Below are 16,984 nucleotides of genomic sequence, written 5' to 3' on the forward strand. Positions count from 1 at the left end.
CCGCCGAACTGTATACCTTCTGCACCGCGCAGCTGGCGCACTTCAAGGCGCCCAAGGCGTTCATCTTCGTCGAGCAGATTCAGCGCCTGGGCAACGGCAAGCCCAACTACCGGTGGGCCCGAGAGCAAGCCGAAGAGAAGGTGTCATGAACACCAAAGCGATTGACTGCCTCGTCAACGTGCACTTCGGCGAGGCCGACTCCCAGCCCACCTGGATGCTCAAGGTCCGGGACGATTACTTCAAGGGCCCGGAATCGATGTTCGCGCCCGTCGACCTGTCCGAGCTGCTCGACGAAGATGAACGCCTTGGGCGCCTTGAAGTGCGCCAGCTGCGCGGTGCAGAAGGTATACAGTTCGGCGGCGCTCAGGTCGGCGCCCGGGTGTGGCGCGACGAGCGCGACGACTTCCTGTCCCCACCGCTCGCTCGGTCGCCCCACCACTAGGGCGTCGGCGATGCCCGGATGCGCCCGCAGCACTTCCTCGACCTCTTCGACGAAGACCTTCTCGCCGCCGGTGTTGATCACCAGCGAGTCGCGACCGAAAAGTCTTATGGTGCCGTCCTTTTCGATGGATGCACGGTCGCCCGGTATCACCACCCGCTGGCCCTCGATTTGCGGGAAAGTGCGCCGGGTGGCCGCTGCGTCGTTGAAGTACCCCAGCGGAATCCGACCCGTCCTGGCGGCCCATCCGATCTCGTGGTCACCGGGGCACAGGAACCGTGTGCGGTCGGCGGAGACGACGGTCGCCCCTTCCCGGGGCGCGAACGTCTCGCTCGCGGTGCCGTTGTGGCTGTGCCCGAAGGCCATGTTTCCGCTTTCCGAGGATCCGTAGCCTTCGATGATGGTGATGTGCGGAATGCATTCCATCAGCGCGCGTTTGTATTTCGCGTTGGTGGCGGCCCCGCCGGTGCCGATGGCGTTCAGCGAGGACAAGTCGTAGCGATGGGCGCGCAGTTCGGCGATCAACGGCCCGGCGTACGCGTCGCCGACCATCGTCATCATGCCGACCTTTTCGCGCTCGGCGGTTTCCCACACGGACCGGACGTCGAGCTTGTTGCGGTCGTCATAGAGCACGACGGTCAGGCCCGCACACAGCGCGGCGAACGCGGTCCACATGCCCGCCGCGTGCATCAGCGGCGAGACGGCGAACCATGGCGGGCCGCCGCCGCGCACTTTGTCGTGGATCTCGGTGACGCTTGTGTGGTCGGCGCCCACCATCGACGACACGTACATGTCGCACTGGCGCCAGAGGACTCCCTTGGGGCGTCCGGTCGTTCCGCCGGTACACATCATGATCAGGTCGTCGGGCGACCCTGCCGGGCGAAAGCCCGTGCCGCCCGATGTCAGGGCGTCGTCCAGCGAGACGGCGCCCGGCAATTCCGGGGCGCCGCTGCCGTCGTCGATGGACACCAGCAGTTCCGTCCCGTCCGGGGGGAGCACATCGGCGAACCGGGCACCGAGGGCGCGGTGATAGATGATTGCCCTGGGACGGACATAGGCGAGCAGGTCGGCGATTTCGCGCGGCGAGTAGTGGTGGTTCACGTTGACCGGGACGGTGCGCGCCTTGAGGCATCCGATCACCATGTCGGGGTAGAGGTCGTTGTACATGATGAGCGCGACCCGGTCCTGGCCGCATTCCCACGGCTCGAGCGTCTCGCGCTCGGCGTAGGCCCCGAACCCCTTGCCGCTCAGGTAATTCGCCAGACCGTCGGTGCGACGGGCCGATTCGGCGAACGTGCTTCGGCGGTCTCCGCAGACGGTCATCAGACGGTCGGGGATGACGTCGGCGATGGCGTCGAGAACCGCGCCTACGGTCCATTCGCTCACTAGCGAAACGATCCTACTTGGACACCGAGGAGGTCTAGAGCGTTGTCGCGCATGATCTTTCGGATATCGGAATCACTGAATCCCGTGAGCTCTTCGGCGAACGACAACGGCGACTCGAGGCCCTCACCGTGCGGCCAGTCGGAACCGAACAGGATCTTGTCGACGCCGATGACATTGGCGAGCTCCGTCAGGTCGTCCTCGTAGTACGGCGCGATCCACACGTTGTTGCGCAACTGCGCCACCGGGTCCTCAGGGAAATTGCGCGGATAACTGTTGGCCGCCTTCTTCAAGCGCTTGACCAGCCGGTGGACGAAGTAGGAGCCGTTCTCGATGCTGACCGCCCTGAGTTTGGGGTGCCGGGTGAATACGCCGTGCACGATCATCGACGCCATCGTGTCGTGGATGGCGCGGTCGTCAAGGAGCACCGTGTCCAGTGGATCCTTTTCGCCGAACCCCTCGAAGGTTGCCTTACCGCCCCAAGCTGCCGCGATGTGCAGATATCCGCTGTCGCTGAGGTGGAAGCCGACCGGCACCTCCGCCTCGGCCAGCCGGGCCCACACCGGATCGTGGCTGCGATCGCCCAGCGACCTCGGCTTGACGACGCCGGGCACCGGCGCCGGCCGCACCAGGACCAGTTTGGCCCCGCGCGCCAAGACGAACTCGACCTCTTCGATCGCCTTGGCCGGGTCGGCCAGCGAGATGATCGGTGCCGCAACGATTCGGTGGTCGGGCCGGTCGAAGCCCCAATCCTCGTCGAGCCAGAGGTTGAACGCGTGTACCGACGCCATCGTCGCCTCGATGTCGTGCTTGAGCGCCTCCTCCACGCCGCAGCCGAACGTCGGCAGCATGAACACCGTTTCGATGTCCTGGGTGTCCATCACCGCAACGCGCGCATCGCGGTTCTGGTACTCCGGGTGTTCGCCGAGCCGCTCGACCTTCATCAGCGACGCCGGGTCGACGCCCTCGGGAATCTCACCGCGGAACAACAGGTCCAGGCAGCCGGGCACGATGATCGGGTCGAAGGTGGGATTGGGAATGAAATGGTTGACCCGGCCACCGATTACGGCCAAGGTGCGCTTGCCCTGCGTCACCATCTGAACGCCGCGGGCCTTGAACGCCTTGTCCAGGTGACGGGTGAAGGCGTCCAGCGGCTCGTAATAGTGGTTGTCGACGTCGATCGCCTTGTAGTCCAAGTTGGCCATGATCATCCTTTCCGGTACAACCGGCGAAAATTCAAGCGTCAGTTGAGGTGAGCGACGGGAATTGCGGCGGCCGCTTCTCGAGGAAGCTCGTGATCCCCTCGATGACGTCCGGGCGCGGCATCGCCTCGTGCAACAGGACCTCGGCACGCGATGTGGCGTCGACGACGTCGCGCGTGGCGTCGCCGTATACCTGCCGTTTGATCACCGCCATCGAAGCCGGCGAGCAGTTTCGCGCGATGTCCTCCGCATATTCCAGGGCGCGGCTCAGCAGGTTCTCGGGTGTGACGACTTCTTTGACGAGGCCGAGTTGGGCCGCCTCCTCGGCGAGGAAGGTGCGCCCGCTCAACAACAGGTCGAGGGCGACGCCCCAGGTGGTCAGGCGCGGAAGTATCCAGGAGATGCCGAATTCGGCGATCAGCCCGCGGCGAGCGAACACCGCGGCGAACTTGGCGCCCGCGGCCGCGAACCGGACGTCGCACATGAGCGCCTGCGTCAGGCCTATGCCGACGCAGGCTCCGTTGATTGCCGCGATGACGGGCTTGCGCAGTGTGGTCACGAAATGAGGTGGGCGCTCGCCGACCAGCTCGGCCAGGTCGGTCTGACCCGCCTTCTCCATCTTCTCGCCGTAGCTGGGAGCCGAACTCGGCTCGCCCAGATACGCGCCGGCGCAGAACCCCTTGCCCCGGCCGGTCACCACGATCACCCGAACGTCCGGATCCTGCTCGGCCCGGTCGATCCCGGCGTAGAAGCCGGCGGCGATGTCCGGGCCCCAGGCGTTCAGGCGATCCGGGCGGTTGAAGGTCAGGATCGCGACGCCGCTCGCCGTGGCCTCGTAGAGCACGGCGTCTTCGGAGGCACCGTCGCTGCCGGACATCTGCCGCGGCACCTCCTCACGCTTGCCTACCGGATCCCCACCGACTTTGTACGCATACTGTATACCTATCGGTAGCGCATTCCACAACTGCCTCCGCGGCCGACCGCAACCCGACCAAGCAGCGATTTTCCGGCCGCCGAACCGCTAACCGGGCGATGGTCGAAGGTGCTTGGCGATCTTGGGTTTCCGGTCATCCGGCTGACGCCTAACGGGACGCCCGTCGACCCGTGACGAGCTTGACGATCGCCAGCAAGATCACCGCGCCGAGCAGACACGTGAGGAACGAGAAGATCAGGCCCCCGCCGGCGACGTTCACGCCAAAGCCGCGCAGCAGGAACCCGCCGATCAAGCCGCCCACGATGCCGACCACGATGTTGAGGACCAGCCCCATCTGGGCGTCGGTCCCCATGATTTTGCTGCCGATCCAGCCGGCCAGTCCCCCGATGATTATCCACCCGATCACACCGAGAGTGAGCATTCCCCCGATCCTTTCGATAGGCGAGTAGCCATCACCCTATGCCCGTCGCGGGCGTTTGAACTGGCGATCCGGCGGTTATCGGTGACTGGTGAAGACAACGTCGAGGGCCCTTGTTCATCGCCTCCGCCAGGCGCGCGCGGTGGTGCTGCGTGCCGAGCTGGCGCTGACGGGCGCTCAGATCCTGTTCTGGGTGGCGCTGATCGGCGTTCCCGTCGGTCTTGCCCTACGGGCGCGACGCGCCGCGGCACCCGCCGTCGATGGTCGAGCCGAAACCGCGCCGCCGCTGGTCAACTGAGGGTGTGGCGTGCGCCACTTTGCGGGCAGGTTTGCCCGGACGGGGTAACCGGGAAGGCTTCAGTTAAGCCAGCCATCAACGGGAGGGAGATGCAAATGGTTGACATCAAGAGCGGTCCAGTCGAGTTCGTGCGGGGCGTCGTCGAAGAGGTCCTCGGTAAGAGCAAGCAGGTCCTCGGCATCATCATCGGCCGCGACGACCTGATCGAGGAAGGCAAGGCCCAGCAGGACAAGGCCGAAGCGCAACGCAACGCCGGTAAGAAGGAAGCCGAGGCCGAGAGGGCCCGCGTCAAGGCCAAGGCGCACGAGTCACGTGAGCGGGCCGAGCAGCAGTAAATAGCTCGTCGATGGAGCGGGCCCGGTGACCGACCGGGCCCGCTTCGCGTTGTAATCGGTTGCCGTAACTATGCGGCGATGAGCCCGAGCCGCCGGTAAGCGTTTTCGATCTGGGCTTTCGCCTCGCCGGGCAACTCCACCTGCGGGGGCCGGGAGTGCGGATAGTCGCCTATCGGCAGGCCCAGCAGCGAGGCGGCGTACTTGAACGCACCACCCCAGTGGGTGAAGTAATCCGACCGCCCCGGATAGCACGTCCACCACGATCCGACGTCGAGATCGAACTGGTCCATCCCGGACTCTCGCCCGTAGTCCATCGCCTCGAGGAGCTTGTCGCTGTACACCAGATCCCAGTACTCGGAAAACAGTCGCCGCTGCGGGGTCTCGAATAGGTAACCGGCCGTACCCAATTGCGCAGGGCAGACGATGCCGGCACGCAACCACCCGGCGCGGTAGACAGTCCTGTCGCATTCCCAGACCGCCAGGTCGGGCGCCAACTGGTGCAGCCGCCGGCTCGCCTCCGGCCGGAACGCGCCCTCCTTGGTGGCGCACACTGCGGGCACCTCGTCGTAGATCCGAGCGCTTTCTGCCGGCGTCAGCACGTAGCCGGAGGACGGGGAGTTGAACATTCCCAACGCGATATCGGTGCGCGCGGCAACGTACTTGAAGAACCTCAGCACGCCCTCGCCGCCGTGGGCCTCCATCATCGGCGTTTGGATGTAGGCGATATCGGCGCCCACCTCTTGGGCATGCCGGGTCAGTTCCAGACAGTCCTTGGCCGACGTCGCCGCGGTGCAGGCCTGCACGACGACGTGGGGATTCAGCGCGCGCGCCTCCTCGATCGCCACCTCCAACAACCGCTTGCGCTCGTCGATGGTGAGTGACCAGAACTCGGCGATCCCGCTGGTGCACCACAACATCGGGTGACCGAGGTCGCCGACGCAGTAGCGGACCAACGTCCGGTAGGCGTCCCAGTCGATGTCATCACCGTCGGTGCCGCTGAACGGCGTGTAGAGGGAGTCGCCGATTCCCCGCAATGCTCCACGCGCCCAGGTGCGCGCCTCCGTCGCCGTCGCCACTGTCACTCCTTCTGTCGGCCAAAGGATTTCGGGTCAGGTGAAGTCCGAACCACCGTCGACGTTGATGTTCGCCCCGGTCATGTAGGAGTTGCGCCGCGACGCGAGGAAGGCGGCGACCGGCCCGATCTCGTCGGGCAGGCCGGTGCGGGGCATCTGCGCCGGATGCCCGAAATGCTTGGCGATGGCGTCCATCAGCGCATAGGGGTCGTTGCCGTCGACGCCGACGGACTTCGCCCAGCCGACCAGCGACTCGGACGCGATGCTGCCCGGCGACACCACGTTGACCAGAATCTCGTCCTTGGCCAACAGCAGCGAGAGGTTCTTGGAGACGCTGGTCAGCATCGACTTGGCCGCGGTGTAGGCCGGCAGCATGACGCTTTGCCGCTGCGTCGAGTGCGCCGAGAAGTTGACGATCCGCGCCCATTCGGCCTTGCGCAGCAGCGGGAGCGCCGAACGCACGCAGCGCACCATGCCCATGACACCGTCTTCGACGGCCTGGTGCCACTGCTCGTCGCTCAAAGCCTCGAAACCGCCTGCCGCGCCTGGCCCTACGGTGTTGATCAGCACGTTGAGCTCGCCGCCCCATCGTTCGGCGAGTTCGGCGAACACCTTGTCGACCGCACCTGCGTCACCGATGTCGGCGACGAGCCCGAGCGCATCGGGGCTCCCGCGACCGGTCAAATCCGTCACCGCGGAATCGAGCGCCTCGCGGCTGCGGCCGACCACCGCCACCCGGGCGCCGTCGTCGGCGAGGCAGCGGGCCGTCGCCAGACCCATACCGCGACTTCCCCCGACGACCACCGCCGCGGCGTTCGCCAGCCCTAGATCCATGTGTCCAGCCGTTTTACCAAAAAGCCTACGATAGGTATTACAGTAGCAGACGGAAAACTCGACGACACGCCCGCGTATACGCAGGTCAGAGAGCAACCGCCGGTAGATTCCAGTTTACCGGTGGCACGGCCCGATCGTGATGGAGGTGCCCGTAGTGGCAAAGCAGGCAACCGCTGATAAGCGGCAACGACGCGAGCGCGGGTCCATCAATCCCGACGACATCATCAGCGGCGCATTCGAACTCGCGGAGCAAGTGTCGATAGACAACCTGAGCATGCCACTGCTCGGCAAACATCTCGGCGTGGGCGTCACCAGCATCTACTGGTATTTCCGCAAGAAGGACGATCTGCTCAACGCGATGACCGACCGCGCCCTCAGCAAGTACGTGTTCGCAACCCCCTATGTCGAGGCCAGCGATTGGCGCGAGACGCTGCGCAACCACGCCCGCCTGATGCGTAAGACGTTCATGGGCAATCCGATTCTGTGCGACCTGATTCTGATTCGCGCCGCCCTCAGCCCGAAGGCGGCGCGGCTGGGCGCCCAGGAGATGGAGCGCGCGATTGCCAACCTGGTCGAGGCCGGCCTGTCACCCGAGGACGCTTTCGACACCTACTCCGCGGTTTCGGTTCACGTCCGCGGTTCGGTGGTGCTGCATCGGCTGTACGAGAAGAACCAAACCCCGGACAGCGGGCCGCGCGCCATCGAGGACGCGGTGGCTATCGATCCGGCCACCACGCCGCTGATCGCCCAGGTGACCGGGCAGGGACACCGCATCGGGGCGCCCGACGAAACGAATTTCGAATTCGGGCTGGACTGCATCCTCGACCACGCGGCCAGCCTGATCGAAAAGGGCGGTAAAGGCGGCAAGTCCGCGCCGTCGCGGCAACGCAAGGCGACCAAGTCGCCCGCCCAGCGGGGCCGGGCCAAGGCGGCCGCGACGCGGTAACTGCCGCTGGCCGCCGCCACGCCGAACGTGAAGCCACGGCGGCTTTTTGGCCGATTTTTCGCCCTAGCTGCACGCTCGGCGTGATCGCCCGGTCACGCCTCCGGCTCCGGCACGTGGAAATGCTCGTCGCGTAGCCGGAAGGCTTCCTTGGCGCCGTGCTGTGCGCGCGTCTTCACGAAGTTGAACTCGCCCGGCGCGAATTGCAGGTTGGTGCCGTAGGCGTGAAACAGGTAGCTCGCCACTTCCTCGCCCTGATATGCCTGGCTCTGCTCGACGAGGCGGAACGCTTCCTTGGCAATGACGACGCCGTCGGCGGGCATCTTCGCCGCCTTCTCCGCCCAGTAGCGAGCCCGCGCGGTCACCGCGCCGGGATCGCAAGTGTCGGTGAAGATTCCGAGGTGCTCGATCTCGGCGGCCTCGATGATGTCACCGGTCAACAGCAGCCGCCGGGCCAGCACCGGCCCCAGTCGATGGAAGAACATGTGCAGGCTGCCGAGGGCCGGGCCGAGGAAGCGGGTGGCCGGCATGCCGATCTTCGTGTCGCGCGCGATGACCGAGATGTCGGTCATCAACGCCATCTCGAAGCCGCCGCCGAGCGCGTAGCCGGCGATCTCTCCCACCGTCACCTTCGGGAAACCCATGAAATTGTGGTAGAAGCCAAAAGACTTGCGGTCCACGGTGAGTCGCCGGCGCTGACTGGGGCGACGCTTGGCCGCCGCGTCGTCGGACGCCTTGGCCTTGTCGCCGTACCAGCCGTACGCGTTGTTCATGTCGGCCCCGGTGGAAAAGACTCCCTCGGCTCCGCGCAACAGCACCACTGTGAGGTCGTCGTCGTCCGCCACCTGGTCTAGGCAGCGGCCGATCGCCTCGCGCATCGTCGCGTCATAGGAGTTGCGTTGCTTGGGGTTGTTCAGCGTGATCGTCGCGATGCGCCGGTCGGGGTCGACGTCGAAGAGCACGCGATCGTCCGAACCGCTGGAGGCGCTCATCTATCGGATTCCTTTCGCCGCCTGCCGAATTTGAAGCCGGTCAGGTTCTCCGGCTTCGACGCCAACGTGTTGACCTCGCCCTTGCACAGCACTTCGTCGTCGAGCAGCAGCCGCGCGGTCGACGTGATTCCCCGTTCCACCTTCGAACGAACGATGTCGAAGCGCAGGTCGGTCAGCACGGGCGTCGGCCGGCGGAAGGTGACGAACAGCGACCGGGTCTTGCCGGAGAGGCCGGTGACGCAATTGTGGTGCTGGATCACGCTGTCGAAGAAGACGCCGAGGAAGCCGCCGTGCACCAGTCCCGGTGGCCCCTCGTAGACCAGCGGGAAGCACACCACCCCTTCGGCCTTCTCGGCGTCGAGCACGTCGAACCGGTATTCGGGAAAGCACGGGTTGTAGGCACCGATATCGGTGGCGTGGTTGAGGTAGACGCGCCGGGGGTCGTCGGCGACCTCACCGATTCGCGGTGCGTTGTCCGTCGGGGCCGCGGCGGCCAGCTCACCTTCCCACTCGGCGAACTTCGCGAGCATGGCGTCGACGGTGGGGTGCGGGTGCTCCAGGGACAACAGGAGCGAGCTCAGGCGCCGCATCGCCCCGGCGGCCGCGACCGTCTGCGCGAGCGGCGCCTCGCCGAATTTGGCGTCGCGGGTGTGGGGCGAAGCGGTTGTGCCCTCGGCCATGCTGCCCTTATCCACGGGTTTCGTCCCGCTATGTTCCGTCGTTAGGGTTTCCTTGCTAACTTATACCTCGTATCAATCGTATTGCCTACTGTATGGGTAACCGTATCGGCGGAGAAAGGCCGGGTAGACGGTGAGTCACGGGGCCGACGCGGCCGAGGCCGAGGGATCGGTCACAACGTGCCGGGACGGCGCGGTCCTACGGGTCACCCTGAATCGCCCGTCCCGCCGTAACGCGTTGACCCACTTGATGATCGATGACCTCGTCGTCGCGCTGACCGATGCCGCCACCGACGATTCGCTCCGCGCGATTCACATCCGCGGCGCGGGAGAAGACTTCTGCGCGGGCGCGGACTGGGTGGCGGCCAATGAGCCCGGCGGACAGCGCCCCCGCGCGGGCGATCTGGTGCGGCGGGTCCCCCACGCCGCCCACCGGGTGATCGAACTCGTCGCGAGCATTCAGCTGCCGGTGGTGTGCAGCGTGCGGGGGTGGGCGGTTGGGTTCGGCTGCAACCTCGCGTTGGCCGCCGACTTCACCGTCGCCGCCGCCGACGCGGTGTTCTGGGAACCGTTCATGGACCGCGGCTTCGGCCCGGACTCGGGCTCCACCTGGCTGCTGCCCCGACTCGTCGGTGTGGCGCGGGCCAGGCGGATGCTGCTGCTGGGCGAGAAGGTCAGCGCGACGGACGCGGCCGACTGGGGGCTGATCCATCAAGCGGCAAGCGGACCCGAACTCGACGCCACCGCCGAGGAACTGGTGGAGCGACTGGCCGCGGGGCCGACGGCCGCGATCGGCCTGGCCAAGCAGGCCCTGAACTTCGGTCAACACGCGACGCTGAGCCAATCCATGACACAGGAGCTGTTCAATCTGGAACTCTCGTGTCGGACAAGCGATTTCAAAGAGGGGCTGGAGGCGTTTCGGCAACGGCGGGCGCCAAAGTTCCAGGGCAGATGAGGGAGCACGGATGCCTACTGACTCGTTCGACACCATCAACTACCACGTCGACGGGCACACGGCCACCATCACACTGAACCGCCCGGAGGCGCTCAACGCGCTGAGCCCGCACATGATCACCGAACTCCGCGCCGCCTACGACGAAGCCGAGAACGACGACAACGTGTGGCTGCTCGTCGTCACCGGCACCGGCCGCGCATTCTGCACGGGGGCCGACGTCAAAGCCATTCCCGAAGACGGCAAGGTGATCTACGAAAGGCCGTACCTGTCCACCTACGACCAGTGGGAGGCTCCGCAGGAGGGCACACCGCCGTTTCGCACCATGGCCAAGCCGGTGTTGACCGCGGTCAACGGGCTGTGCTGCGGTGCCGGCATGGACTGGGTCACCACGACGGACATCGTCATCGCGTCCGCGCAGGCAACCTTTTTCGATCCGCATGTCAGCATCGGGCTGGTCGCCGGGCGCGAGTTGGTCCGTGTGTCCAGAGTGTTGCCCCGCTCGATCGCCCTGCGGATGGCCTTGATGGGCAAGCACGAGCGGATGAGCGCGCAACGCGCCTACGAGCTGGGATTGATCAGCGAGATCGTCGAGCACGAGCGCCTACTGGAACGGGCCTACGAGATTGCCGACATCGTCAACTCGAACGCGCCGTTGGCGGTGCGCGGAACCCGGCTGGCCATCCTCAAGGGCCTGAACGTGCCGCTGCACGAGGCCGAGATAATGGCCGAGACCTTCCGCGAGCGCGTGCTGCGAACCGAGGACGCGCAGGAAGGCCCCAAGGCTTTTGTCGAAAAGCGGAAACCGAATTGGCAATGCAGATGAGCTTCGAAACCATCCTGCTCGAGGTCGACGCGGACGACCACGTCGCCACCATCACGCTGAATCGGCCTGAGCAGCTGAACGCGTTCAACCGCACCATGTGTGAGGAGATGGCTCGGGCCTGGCGCACGGTCAAGCTTGACGAGTCGGTGCACGCGGTGGTGTTGCGGGCGGCCGGCGACCGGGCGTTCAGCGCCGGCCTGGACATCAAGACGCCGTACGGCCAACCGGAAAACGTGTGGAACCACGAGGATCCGGGCGAGGCGCTCAGCCCCAAGTGGCAGAAGATGTGGAAACCAGTCGTGTGCGCCGTCCAGGGCATGTGCACCGCGGGCGCGTTCTATTTCATCAACGAGTCCGACGTCGTCATCTGCTCTGACGACGCAACGTTTTTCGACTCGCACGTGTCGGCGGGCCTGGTGTGCGCGCTCGAACCGATCGGGCTGATGCGGCGCATCGGCCTGGGCGAGACCCTGCGAATGGCGCTGATGGGCAACGACGAGCGGGTGGGGGCCGCCACCGCCCTGCGCATCGGCCTGGTTTCCGAGGTCGTCGCCCGCGACCGACTGTGGGAGCGCGCCCATGAGATCGCCGCGGCGATCGCCGCCAAGCCACCGTCGGCGACCCAGGGCACCGTGAAGGCGATCTGGGAATCGCTCGACCGGCCCTACCGCGCCGCCCTGGAGCAGGGACTCATCTACACCCGCCTGGGCAACCCGCTGGGCACCGCCGAACTGGCCGCCCAGCAAGGCGAGGTCGCCGCGCGCGAACCGAAGATCCGCTGATGCACGCGCTCAGCCGGCGCATCGCCGATGTGCTCGATCTGCAGCCGGACTCGCGCGCGATCGAGCATGGGGGCCAATGGCTCTCGTGGCGCGAGGTGGGCGACACGGCGCGGCGGGTCGCATCCCTGGCCGCCGACCACGCCGACGTCGGCATGCTGCTGCGCAACCGGCCCGGCCACGTGGCGGCTTTCCTCGGGGTGCTGCTGGGCGGCGGAACGGTGGTCACCATCAACCCGTCCCGCGGCGACGACCGCACCCGGGCCGACATCGTCGCGCTCGGTTTGCCGACGATCATCGGCGAACCCGACGACCTGGCCGCGCTGGTCCCGCCGGGGACCGCGACGGTCGCGATCACGGGTACCTCCGTCGACGCCCGGGGGCAGGCATGCGACGGATCCCCCGCACAGCCCGGCGTGGCGGTGCGGATGCTGACGAGCGGGACGACCGGGCCGCCCAAGCGAATTGACCTCAGCTACGACATGCTCGCGCGCAGCGTGATGGGTCCCGACCCCGAAAGCGCCCCGAGGCCGACGCAGCTGCGCGGCGGCGTCGCGATCGTCAACTCGCCGCTGGTGCACATCGGTGGGGTATTCCGGGTGCTGCAGTGCATCGCCGAGGCCAGACCCTTTGTGCTGCTGGAACGCTTCGAGCTGCAGGCATGGGCCGACGCGGTGCGCACCCACCGGCCGCGCACGGTTTCGCTGGTGCCGGCGGCGCTGCGGACGGTCCTGCACTCCGACCTAACGCGCGCCGACCTGGAGAGCATCCGCGCCGTCACCTGCGGCACCGCGCCGCTGTCGGCCGACGACGCCGACGCCTTCACCGAGAAGTACGGCATCCCGGTCCTGACCTCCTATGCGGCAACGGAATTCGGCGGGGGCGTCGCCGGCTGGACCCTCGCCGACTACGAAAAGCACTGGCGCGCCAAGCGTGGCAGCGTCGGCCGGGCCAACCCGGGTGCTCGGCTGCGGGTGGTCGACGACGCGGGCACGGAGCTCGGGCCGGACCAGGTCGGCCTGCTGGAGGTCAAGCCGGGGCAACTGGGGCCGTCGGCGAAGTGGATGCGAACGACCGACCTCGCCCGCATCGACCCGGACGGGTTTGTCTGGATCGTGGGGAGGGCCGACCAGGCGATCATCCGCGGCGGGTTCAAGGTGATGCCCGACGACGTGCGCGTGGCGCTGGAGGACCATCCCGCGGTGGCGGGCGCCGCCGTGGTCGCGCGGTCCGACGAACGCCTCGGGCAGACGCCGGTCGCGATGGTGCAACTGCGCGAGCCAGCGTCCGCCGACACGCTGGTGGAGTATCTGCGAACGCGACTGGCCCGCTATGAGATCCCCACCGAGATCGCGATCGTCGACGCGATCCCGCGAACACCGTCGGGCAAGGCTGATCTCAGCGCGGTCAGGCTATTCTTCAGCGAGTCCGCCGCCCATCCCCACCATGCCCGGTGACTCCCCGACGGTCGCCGGAATCCTGCGACACCAGGCCCACTCCCGCGCTGAGCACCCGCTACTGGTCTGCGACGGCGACCGCATCAGCTACGCCGAGGCCGACCGGCACTCGGCGGAGCTCGCCCGCGGGCTGATCGCGCTGGGGGCCGGCAAGGGCACCCACGTGGGGCTGCTCTACCCGAACGGCGCCGAATTCGTCGTCGGGATGCTGGCGGCCGCGCGGATCGGCGCGGCGGTGATCCCGTTCTCCACGTTCGCGACCGCCCGCGAGTTGCGCGAGCAGCTCGTCGACAGCGACACCGAGATCTTGTTGGCTGCCAGGTCTTTTCGCTCCCACGACTACGCGCAACGGCTGGGCGAGGTGCTGTCGCGCGCCGAGCCGGACGCCGATGAGCGGCTGTTCGCCACCGCGGCACCGCAATTGCGTCATGTGATCCTGAATTTCGACCGGGTGTCCCGGCTCGCCGGGACCGTCGCCCCCGAGCTGCTCGAGGCGATGGAGGACGACGTCGACGGCTGCGATCCGCTGGCCATCGTGTACACGTCGGGTTCCACCAGCGCGCCGAAGGGCGTGGTGCACACGCACGCCGGCCTGCTTGCCCACCAGCGGAACCTCAACGAGATCCGCGGCCTGACAGCCGCAGACCGGCTGTTCTGCAATTCGCCGTTCTGCTGGATCGGCGGGTTCGCGTTCGGCCTGCTCGCCACGCTGGTCGCCGGATCGACGCTGGTGTGCTCGAACGCCACCGACCCGGGTGCGACCCTCGACCTGCTCGAGGCCGAAAAGCCGACCATCACCAATGGTTTCGTCGCCGGGATCGCGCACCTCGCGGATCACCCGAGCTTTCCCAGGCGCGACCTGTCGTCGATGCGTCGGGGCAACCTGTACCCGATCATGGCGCCCGACGCCCGACCCGCCGACCCCGAGCTGCGGCACAACATGCTGGGGCTGACCGAGGCCGGCAGCGTCATGTTGATCAGCGGTGACGAATCCGACCAACCCGAACACCGCCGCGGTTCCTTCGGCAGGCCCGCGCCGGGGTTCGACACCAAGATCATCGACCCGGACGCCTCGGGAGTCGGTGAGCTGTGCATCCGCGGGCCCTACGTGATGCAGGGATATTACAAGCGCAGCCGCGAGGAGTGCTTCGACGCCGACGGCTGGTTCCACACCGGCGATTTGGTGCGCACCGACACCGACGGGTTCTTTTATTTCGCCGGCCGGCTCAGCGCGATGATCAAGACGGCGGGAGCCAACGTCTCGGCGGCCGAGGTCGAGAAGGCGATCGCCAGAGTCACCGGCGCGGAGTCGCACGTGGTGGGCATTCCGGACCCGCACCGGGGAGAACTCGTCGCCGCCGTCGTCGCTCGGCCGGGCCTCGACGAGGCCGCGCTGCGGGAACGGCTTAAGACTGAGTTGTCGGCGTACAAGATCCCGAAGCGGTTCGTCACCTTGCCGCGCAACGAGATTCCGCGGCTGTCGAGCGGCAAGGTCGACACCCAACGGTTGCGGGAGCTGTTCGATGCCTGAGGGCACCATTGACGAACTGGTGCGGTCCCGCGCCGCGCGGCACGGCCCCAAGCCGGCGGTGATCGACCCGGCGGTTCGGCTGAGTTACCGCGAACTCGACTCCACCACACGCGATCTGGCCGCGGTCTTCGTCGACGCCGGCGTCGGGAAGGGCACCCGCGTCGGGCTGATCATGCCCAACAGCGCCCGCTGGGTGCGGGTGGCGATCGCCCTGACGCGCATCGGGGCCGTGCTGGTTCCGCTCAGCACCCTGCTGCAACCCGGCGAACTGGTCGCGCAACTGCGGGCCGCGTCGGTTCAGTTCCTGGTGAGCGTGGAGGAGTTCCGTGGCCGCCGGTACCTGGCGGACATCGAGGCGGTGCCGCGACTGGAGCTTCCCGCCCTGCGCCAGGTTTGGCCGGCCGACCGGCTCGACCATACGGTGCCGAGCGTGCCGGCCCACCGGATCGTCGACGCCGTGACCGAGACGATCGCCGCCGCCGACCCGATGGTCATCATGTTCACCTCCGGCAGCAGCGGAACACCCAAGGGAGTCATCCACTCCCACGGCAGCGCGCTGGCCGCCGTGGCATCGGGCCTCGCGGCGCGCTGCATCACGCCCGACACCCGGCTGTATCTTCCGATGCCGTTCTTCTGGGTGGGCGGTTTCGGCAGCGGCATCCTGTCCACGCTGCTGGCCGGGGCCACCCTGGTGACCGAGGAAATACCGCGCCCCGAAACCACCCTGCGGCTGCTGGAATCCGAGCGTGTCACGCTGTTTCGCGGGTGGCCCGATCAGGCCGAGGCCTTGGCACGGCATGCCGACCGGGTCGGGGCTGATCTGTCGGCCCTGCGACCCGGCAGCCTAGAGGCCCTACTGCCGCCCGAGCGGCGCGCCCAACCCGGCGCGCGGGCCACGCTATTCGGCATGACGGAGGCGTTCGGGCCATACTGCGGCTACGCCGCCGACACCGACATGCCGTCCTCGGCGCGGGGCAGCTGCGGAAAGCCGTTCCCCGGTATGGAAGTCCGCATCGTCGACACCGACGGCGGCGAGCCGGTCGCGGCGGGATCGGTTGGGGAGATCCAGATCCGGGGACCACACACCCTGCGTGGCATCTGCCGGCGCAGCCGAGAGGAGCTGTTCACGCCCGACGGCTTCTACCCCACCGGCGACCTCGGCCACCTCGACGAGGACGGGTTCCTGTTCTACCAAGGCCGGTCCGACGACATGTTCAAGGTCAGCGGCGCGACGGTCTATCCCAGCGAGGTGGAGCGGGCCCTGCGCGCGATCGACGGCGTCCAGAGCGCGTACGTCACCAACGTATCCGGCGACACGGGCGAGCGGGTCGGCGCGGCGGTGGTGCGTGCGAGCCAGCTGACCGCCGGGCAGTTGCGCGGTTCGGCCCGAAAGCTGTTGAGCGCGTTCAAGGTCCCGACGGTGTGGCTCTTGCTGGAATCCGACGATGAGGTCCCGCGCGGGGCAACCGGCAAGCTCGACGTACCCCGGCTGCGGGAGATGTTGATGGAGGCGAATGTGCCCTAGGGCACCCGCGTCCAGGGTTGGCAGTTCTGCGACTCGAAGGCCTTAACCGACGTGTTGATGTTCGCGAACATCGGACCGACGGACATGTTGGTCTGCAGCACGTGGTCCTTGTTCGCGTCGGGGGTTCCGTACGTGAACCACGCGCACATCGAGTCCTGGGTCGGCACGTTGTTGATCCAAACCCCCCAGGTGGACGCCGACCCGGCCGTTCGATAGAGGCCCGGCGCGATATCGGGCCCCACGACAAAGACGCCGTTACCGGGGATTGGATCCATCGGCTCCGCGCCGGCTGGTGCCGCAAGCGCGACCGCAGCCACACATGCGACGAATACGGCCGCTGCGCGAAGCGTTCGGGGCATTTGTTCCTCGCTTTGTGTTGTTGCCCC

Annotated in this window: 18 protein-coding genes; 9 read left to right on the forward strand and 9 right to left on the reverse strand. The window is 67.2% G+C overall.

The genetic code is table 11. The features are described from left to right. Positions 1–106: 106 nt before the first annotated feature. The 4 genes from A9X00_RS03835 to A9X00_RS03850 all read right to left on the reverse strand — a co-directional run bounded on the left by A9X00_RS03835 (position 107) and on the right by A9X00_RS03850 (position 4,379). Positions 107–1,825, reverse strand: a complete 1,719-nt coding sequence (locus A9X00_RS03835; protein ID WP_082974673.1) for an acyl-CoA synthetase — start codon at positions 1,823–1,825, stop codon at positions 107–109. Next, on the reverse strand, positions 1,825–3,027 hold the full coding sequence (locus A9X00_RS03840; RefSeq protein ID WP_067149465.1) for an amidohydrolase family protein: 1,203 nt from the start codon (positions 3,025–3,027) through the stop codon (positions 1,825–1,827). The genes A9X00_RS03835 and A9X00_RS03840 overlap by 1 nt, the downstream gene beginning before the upstream one ends. Before the next feature lie 31 nt (positions 3,028–3,058). Beyond that, positions 3,059–3,901, reverse strand: a complete 843-nt coding sequence (locus tag A9X00_RS03845) for an enoyl-CoA hydratase (protein WP_067149467.1) — start codon at positions 3,899–3,901, stop codon at positions 3,059–3,061. Positions 3,902–4,106: 205 nt separating this feature from the next. Further along, positions 4,107–4,379 carry a GlsB/YeaQ/YmgE family stress response membrane protein gene (locus tag A9X00_RS03850; protein ID WP_067149392.1) on the reverse strand — a complete coding sequence of 91 codons (273 nt, stop codon included), beginning with the start codon at positions 4,377–4,379 and terminating at the stop codon, positions 4,107–4,109. 88 nt (positions 4,380–4,467) lie between these two features. Here A9X00_RS03850 and A9X00_RS30485 point away from each other — a divergent pair, with 88 nt between their 5' ends. Both A9X00_RS30485 and A9X00_RS03855 read left to right on the forward strand, forming a co-directional pair. Beyond that, positions 4,468–4,674, forward strand: a complete 207-nt coding sequence (locus A9X00_RS30485; protein ID WP_156771920.1) for a hypothetical protein — start codon at positions 4,468–4,470, stop codon at positions 4,672–4,674. Positions 4,675–4,769: 95 nt separating this feature from the next. Then, the gene (locus A9X00_RS03855) at positions 4,770–5,009 is read left to right on the forward strand and encodes a CsbD family protein (protein WP_067149393.1); all 240 of its coding nucleotides are present in this window, start codon (positions 4,770–4,772) and stop codon (positions 5,007–5,009) included. Positions 5,010–5,077: 68 nt separating this feature from the next. On the opposite strand, the gene A9X00_RS03860 is transcribed toward A9X00_RS03855, so the two are convergent. Both A9X00_RS03860 and A9X00_RS03865 read right to left on the reverse strand, forming a co-directional pair. Next, positions 5,078–6,085 (reverse strand): dihydrodipicolinate synthase family protein, encoded by a 1,008-nt coding sequence (locus A9X00_RS03860; RefSeq protein ID WP_067149395.1) that lies wholly within the window; start codon positions 6,083–6,085, stop codon positions 5,078–5,080. A 33-nt stretch (positions 6,086–6,118) separates the two neighbouring features. Beyond that, positions 6,119–6,916, reverse strand: a complete 798-nt coding sequence (locus tag A9X00_RS03865) for an SDR family NAD(P)-dependent oxidoreductase (RefSeq protein ID WP_067149398.1) — start codon at positions 6,914–6,916, stop codon at positions 6,119–6,121. A gap of 139 nt (positions 6,917–7,055) precedes the next feature. Here A9X00_RS03865 and A9X00_RS03870 point away from each other — a divergent pair, with 139 nt between their 5' ends. Continuing rightward, positions 7,056–7,862: a TetR/AcrR family transcriptional regulator gene (locus A9X00_RS03870; protein WP_067149400.1), complete on the forward strand. Its 807-nt coding sequence runs from the start codon at positions 7,056–7,058 to the stop codon at positions 7,860–7,862. 92 nt (positions 7,863–7,954) lie between these two features. Here A9X00_RS03870 and A9X00_RS03875 read toward each other — a convergent pair whose 3' ends face one another. Further along, positions 7,955–8,851 (reverse strand): enoyl-CoA hydratase/isomerase family protein, encoded by an 897-nt coding sequence (locus tag A9X00_RS03875; RefSeq protein WP_067149402.1) that lies wholly within the window; start codon positions 8,849–8,851, stop codon positions 7,955–7,957. Continuing rightward, positions 8,848–9,531: a hypothetical protein gene (locus A9X00_RS03880; RefSeq protein ID WP_067149470.1), complete on the reverse strand. Its 684-nt coding sequence runs from the start codon at positions 9,529–9,531 to the stop codon at positions 8,848–8,850. Before A9X00_RS03880 ends, A9X00_RS03875 begins: the two co-directional genes overlap by 4 nt. A 130-nt stretch (positions 9,532–9,661) precedes the next feature. Here A9X00_RS03880 and A9X00_RS03885 point away from each other — a divergent pair, with 130 nt between their 5' ends. From A9X00_RS03885 to A9X00_RS03910, 6 genes are read left to right on the forward strand one after another with little or no spacing between them, the layout of a single operon-like run. Continuing rightward, positions 9,662–10,483, forward strand: coding sequence for an enoyl-CoA hydratase/isomerase family protein (locus tag A9X00_RS03885; protein ID WP_067149404.1), 822 nt, complete (start codon positions 9,662–9,664; stop codon positions 10,481–10,483). A 10-nt stretch (positions 10,484–10,493) separates the two neighbouring features. Further along, complete coding sequence (locus A9X00_RS03890) at positions 10,494–11,306, forward strand: enoyl-CoA hydratase/isomerase family protein (protein WP_067149405.1); 813 nt, start codon at positions 10,494–10,496, stop codon at positions 11,304–11,306. After that, positions 11,303–12,088: an enoyl-CoA hydratase/isomerase family protein gene (locus A9X00_RS03895; RefSeq protein ID WP_067149472.1), complete on the forward strand. Its 786-nt coding sequence runs from the start codon at positions 11,303–11,305 to the stop codon at positions 12,086–12,088. Before A9X00_RS03890 ends, A9X00_RS03895 begins: the two co-directional genes overlap by 4 nt. Next, positions 12,088–13,542, forward strand: coding sequence for a class I adenylate-forming enzyme family protein (locus A9X00_RS03900; RefSeq protein WP_067149407.1), 1,455 nt, complete (start codon positions 12,088–12,090; stop codon positions 13,540–13,542). The genes A9X00_RS03895 and A9X00_RS03900 overlap by 1 nt, the downstream gene beginning before the upstream one ends. After that, positions 13,532–15,073 carry a class I adenylate-forming enzyme family protein gene (locus A9X00_RS03905; protein WP_067149409.1) on the forward strand — a complete coding sequence of 514 codons (1,542 nt, stop codon included), beginning with the start codon at positions 13,532–13,534 and terminating at the stop codon, positions 15,071–15,073. The genes A9X00_RS03900 and A9X00_RS03905 overlap by 11 nt, the downstream gene beginning before the upstream one ends. Continuing rightward, positions 15,066–16,598, forward strand: coding sequence for a class I adenylate-forming enzyme family protein (locus A9X00_RS03910; RefSeq protein WP_067149411.1), 1,533 nt, complete (start codon positions 15,066–15,068; stop codon positions 16,596–16,598). The genes A9X00_RS03905 and A9X00_RS03910 overlap by 8 nt, the downstream gene beginning before the upstream one ends. Here A9X00_RS03910 and A9X00_RS03915 read toward each other — a convergent pair. After that, complete coding sequence (locus A9X00_RS03915; RefSeq protein ID WP_067149413.1) at positions 16,595–16,957, reverse strand: hypothetical protein; 363 nt, start codon at positions 16,955–16,957, stop codon at positions 16,595–16,597. The two genes, A9X00_RS03910 and A9X00_RS03915, sit on opposite strands and share 4 nt — an antisense overlap. Positions 16,958–16,984: the final 27 nt, after the last annotated feature.

The sequence above is a fragment of the Mycobacterium sp. 1245805.9 genome (assembly GCF_001672915.1).
GTDB lineage: Bacteria > Actinomycetota > Actinomycetes > Mycobacteriales > Mycobacteriaceae > Mycobacterium.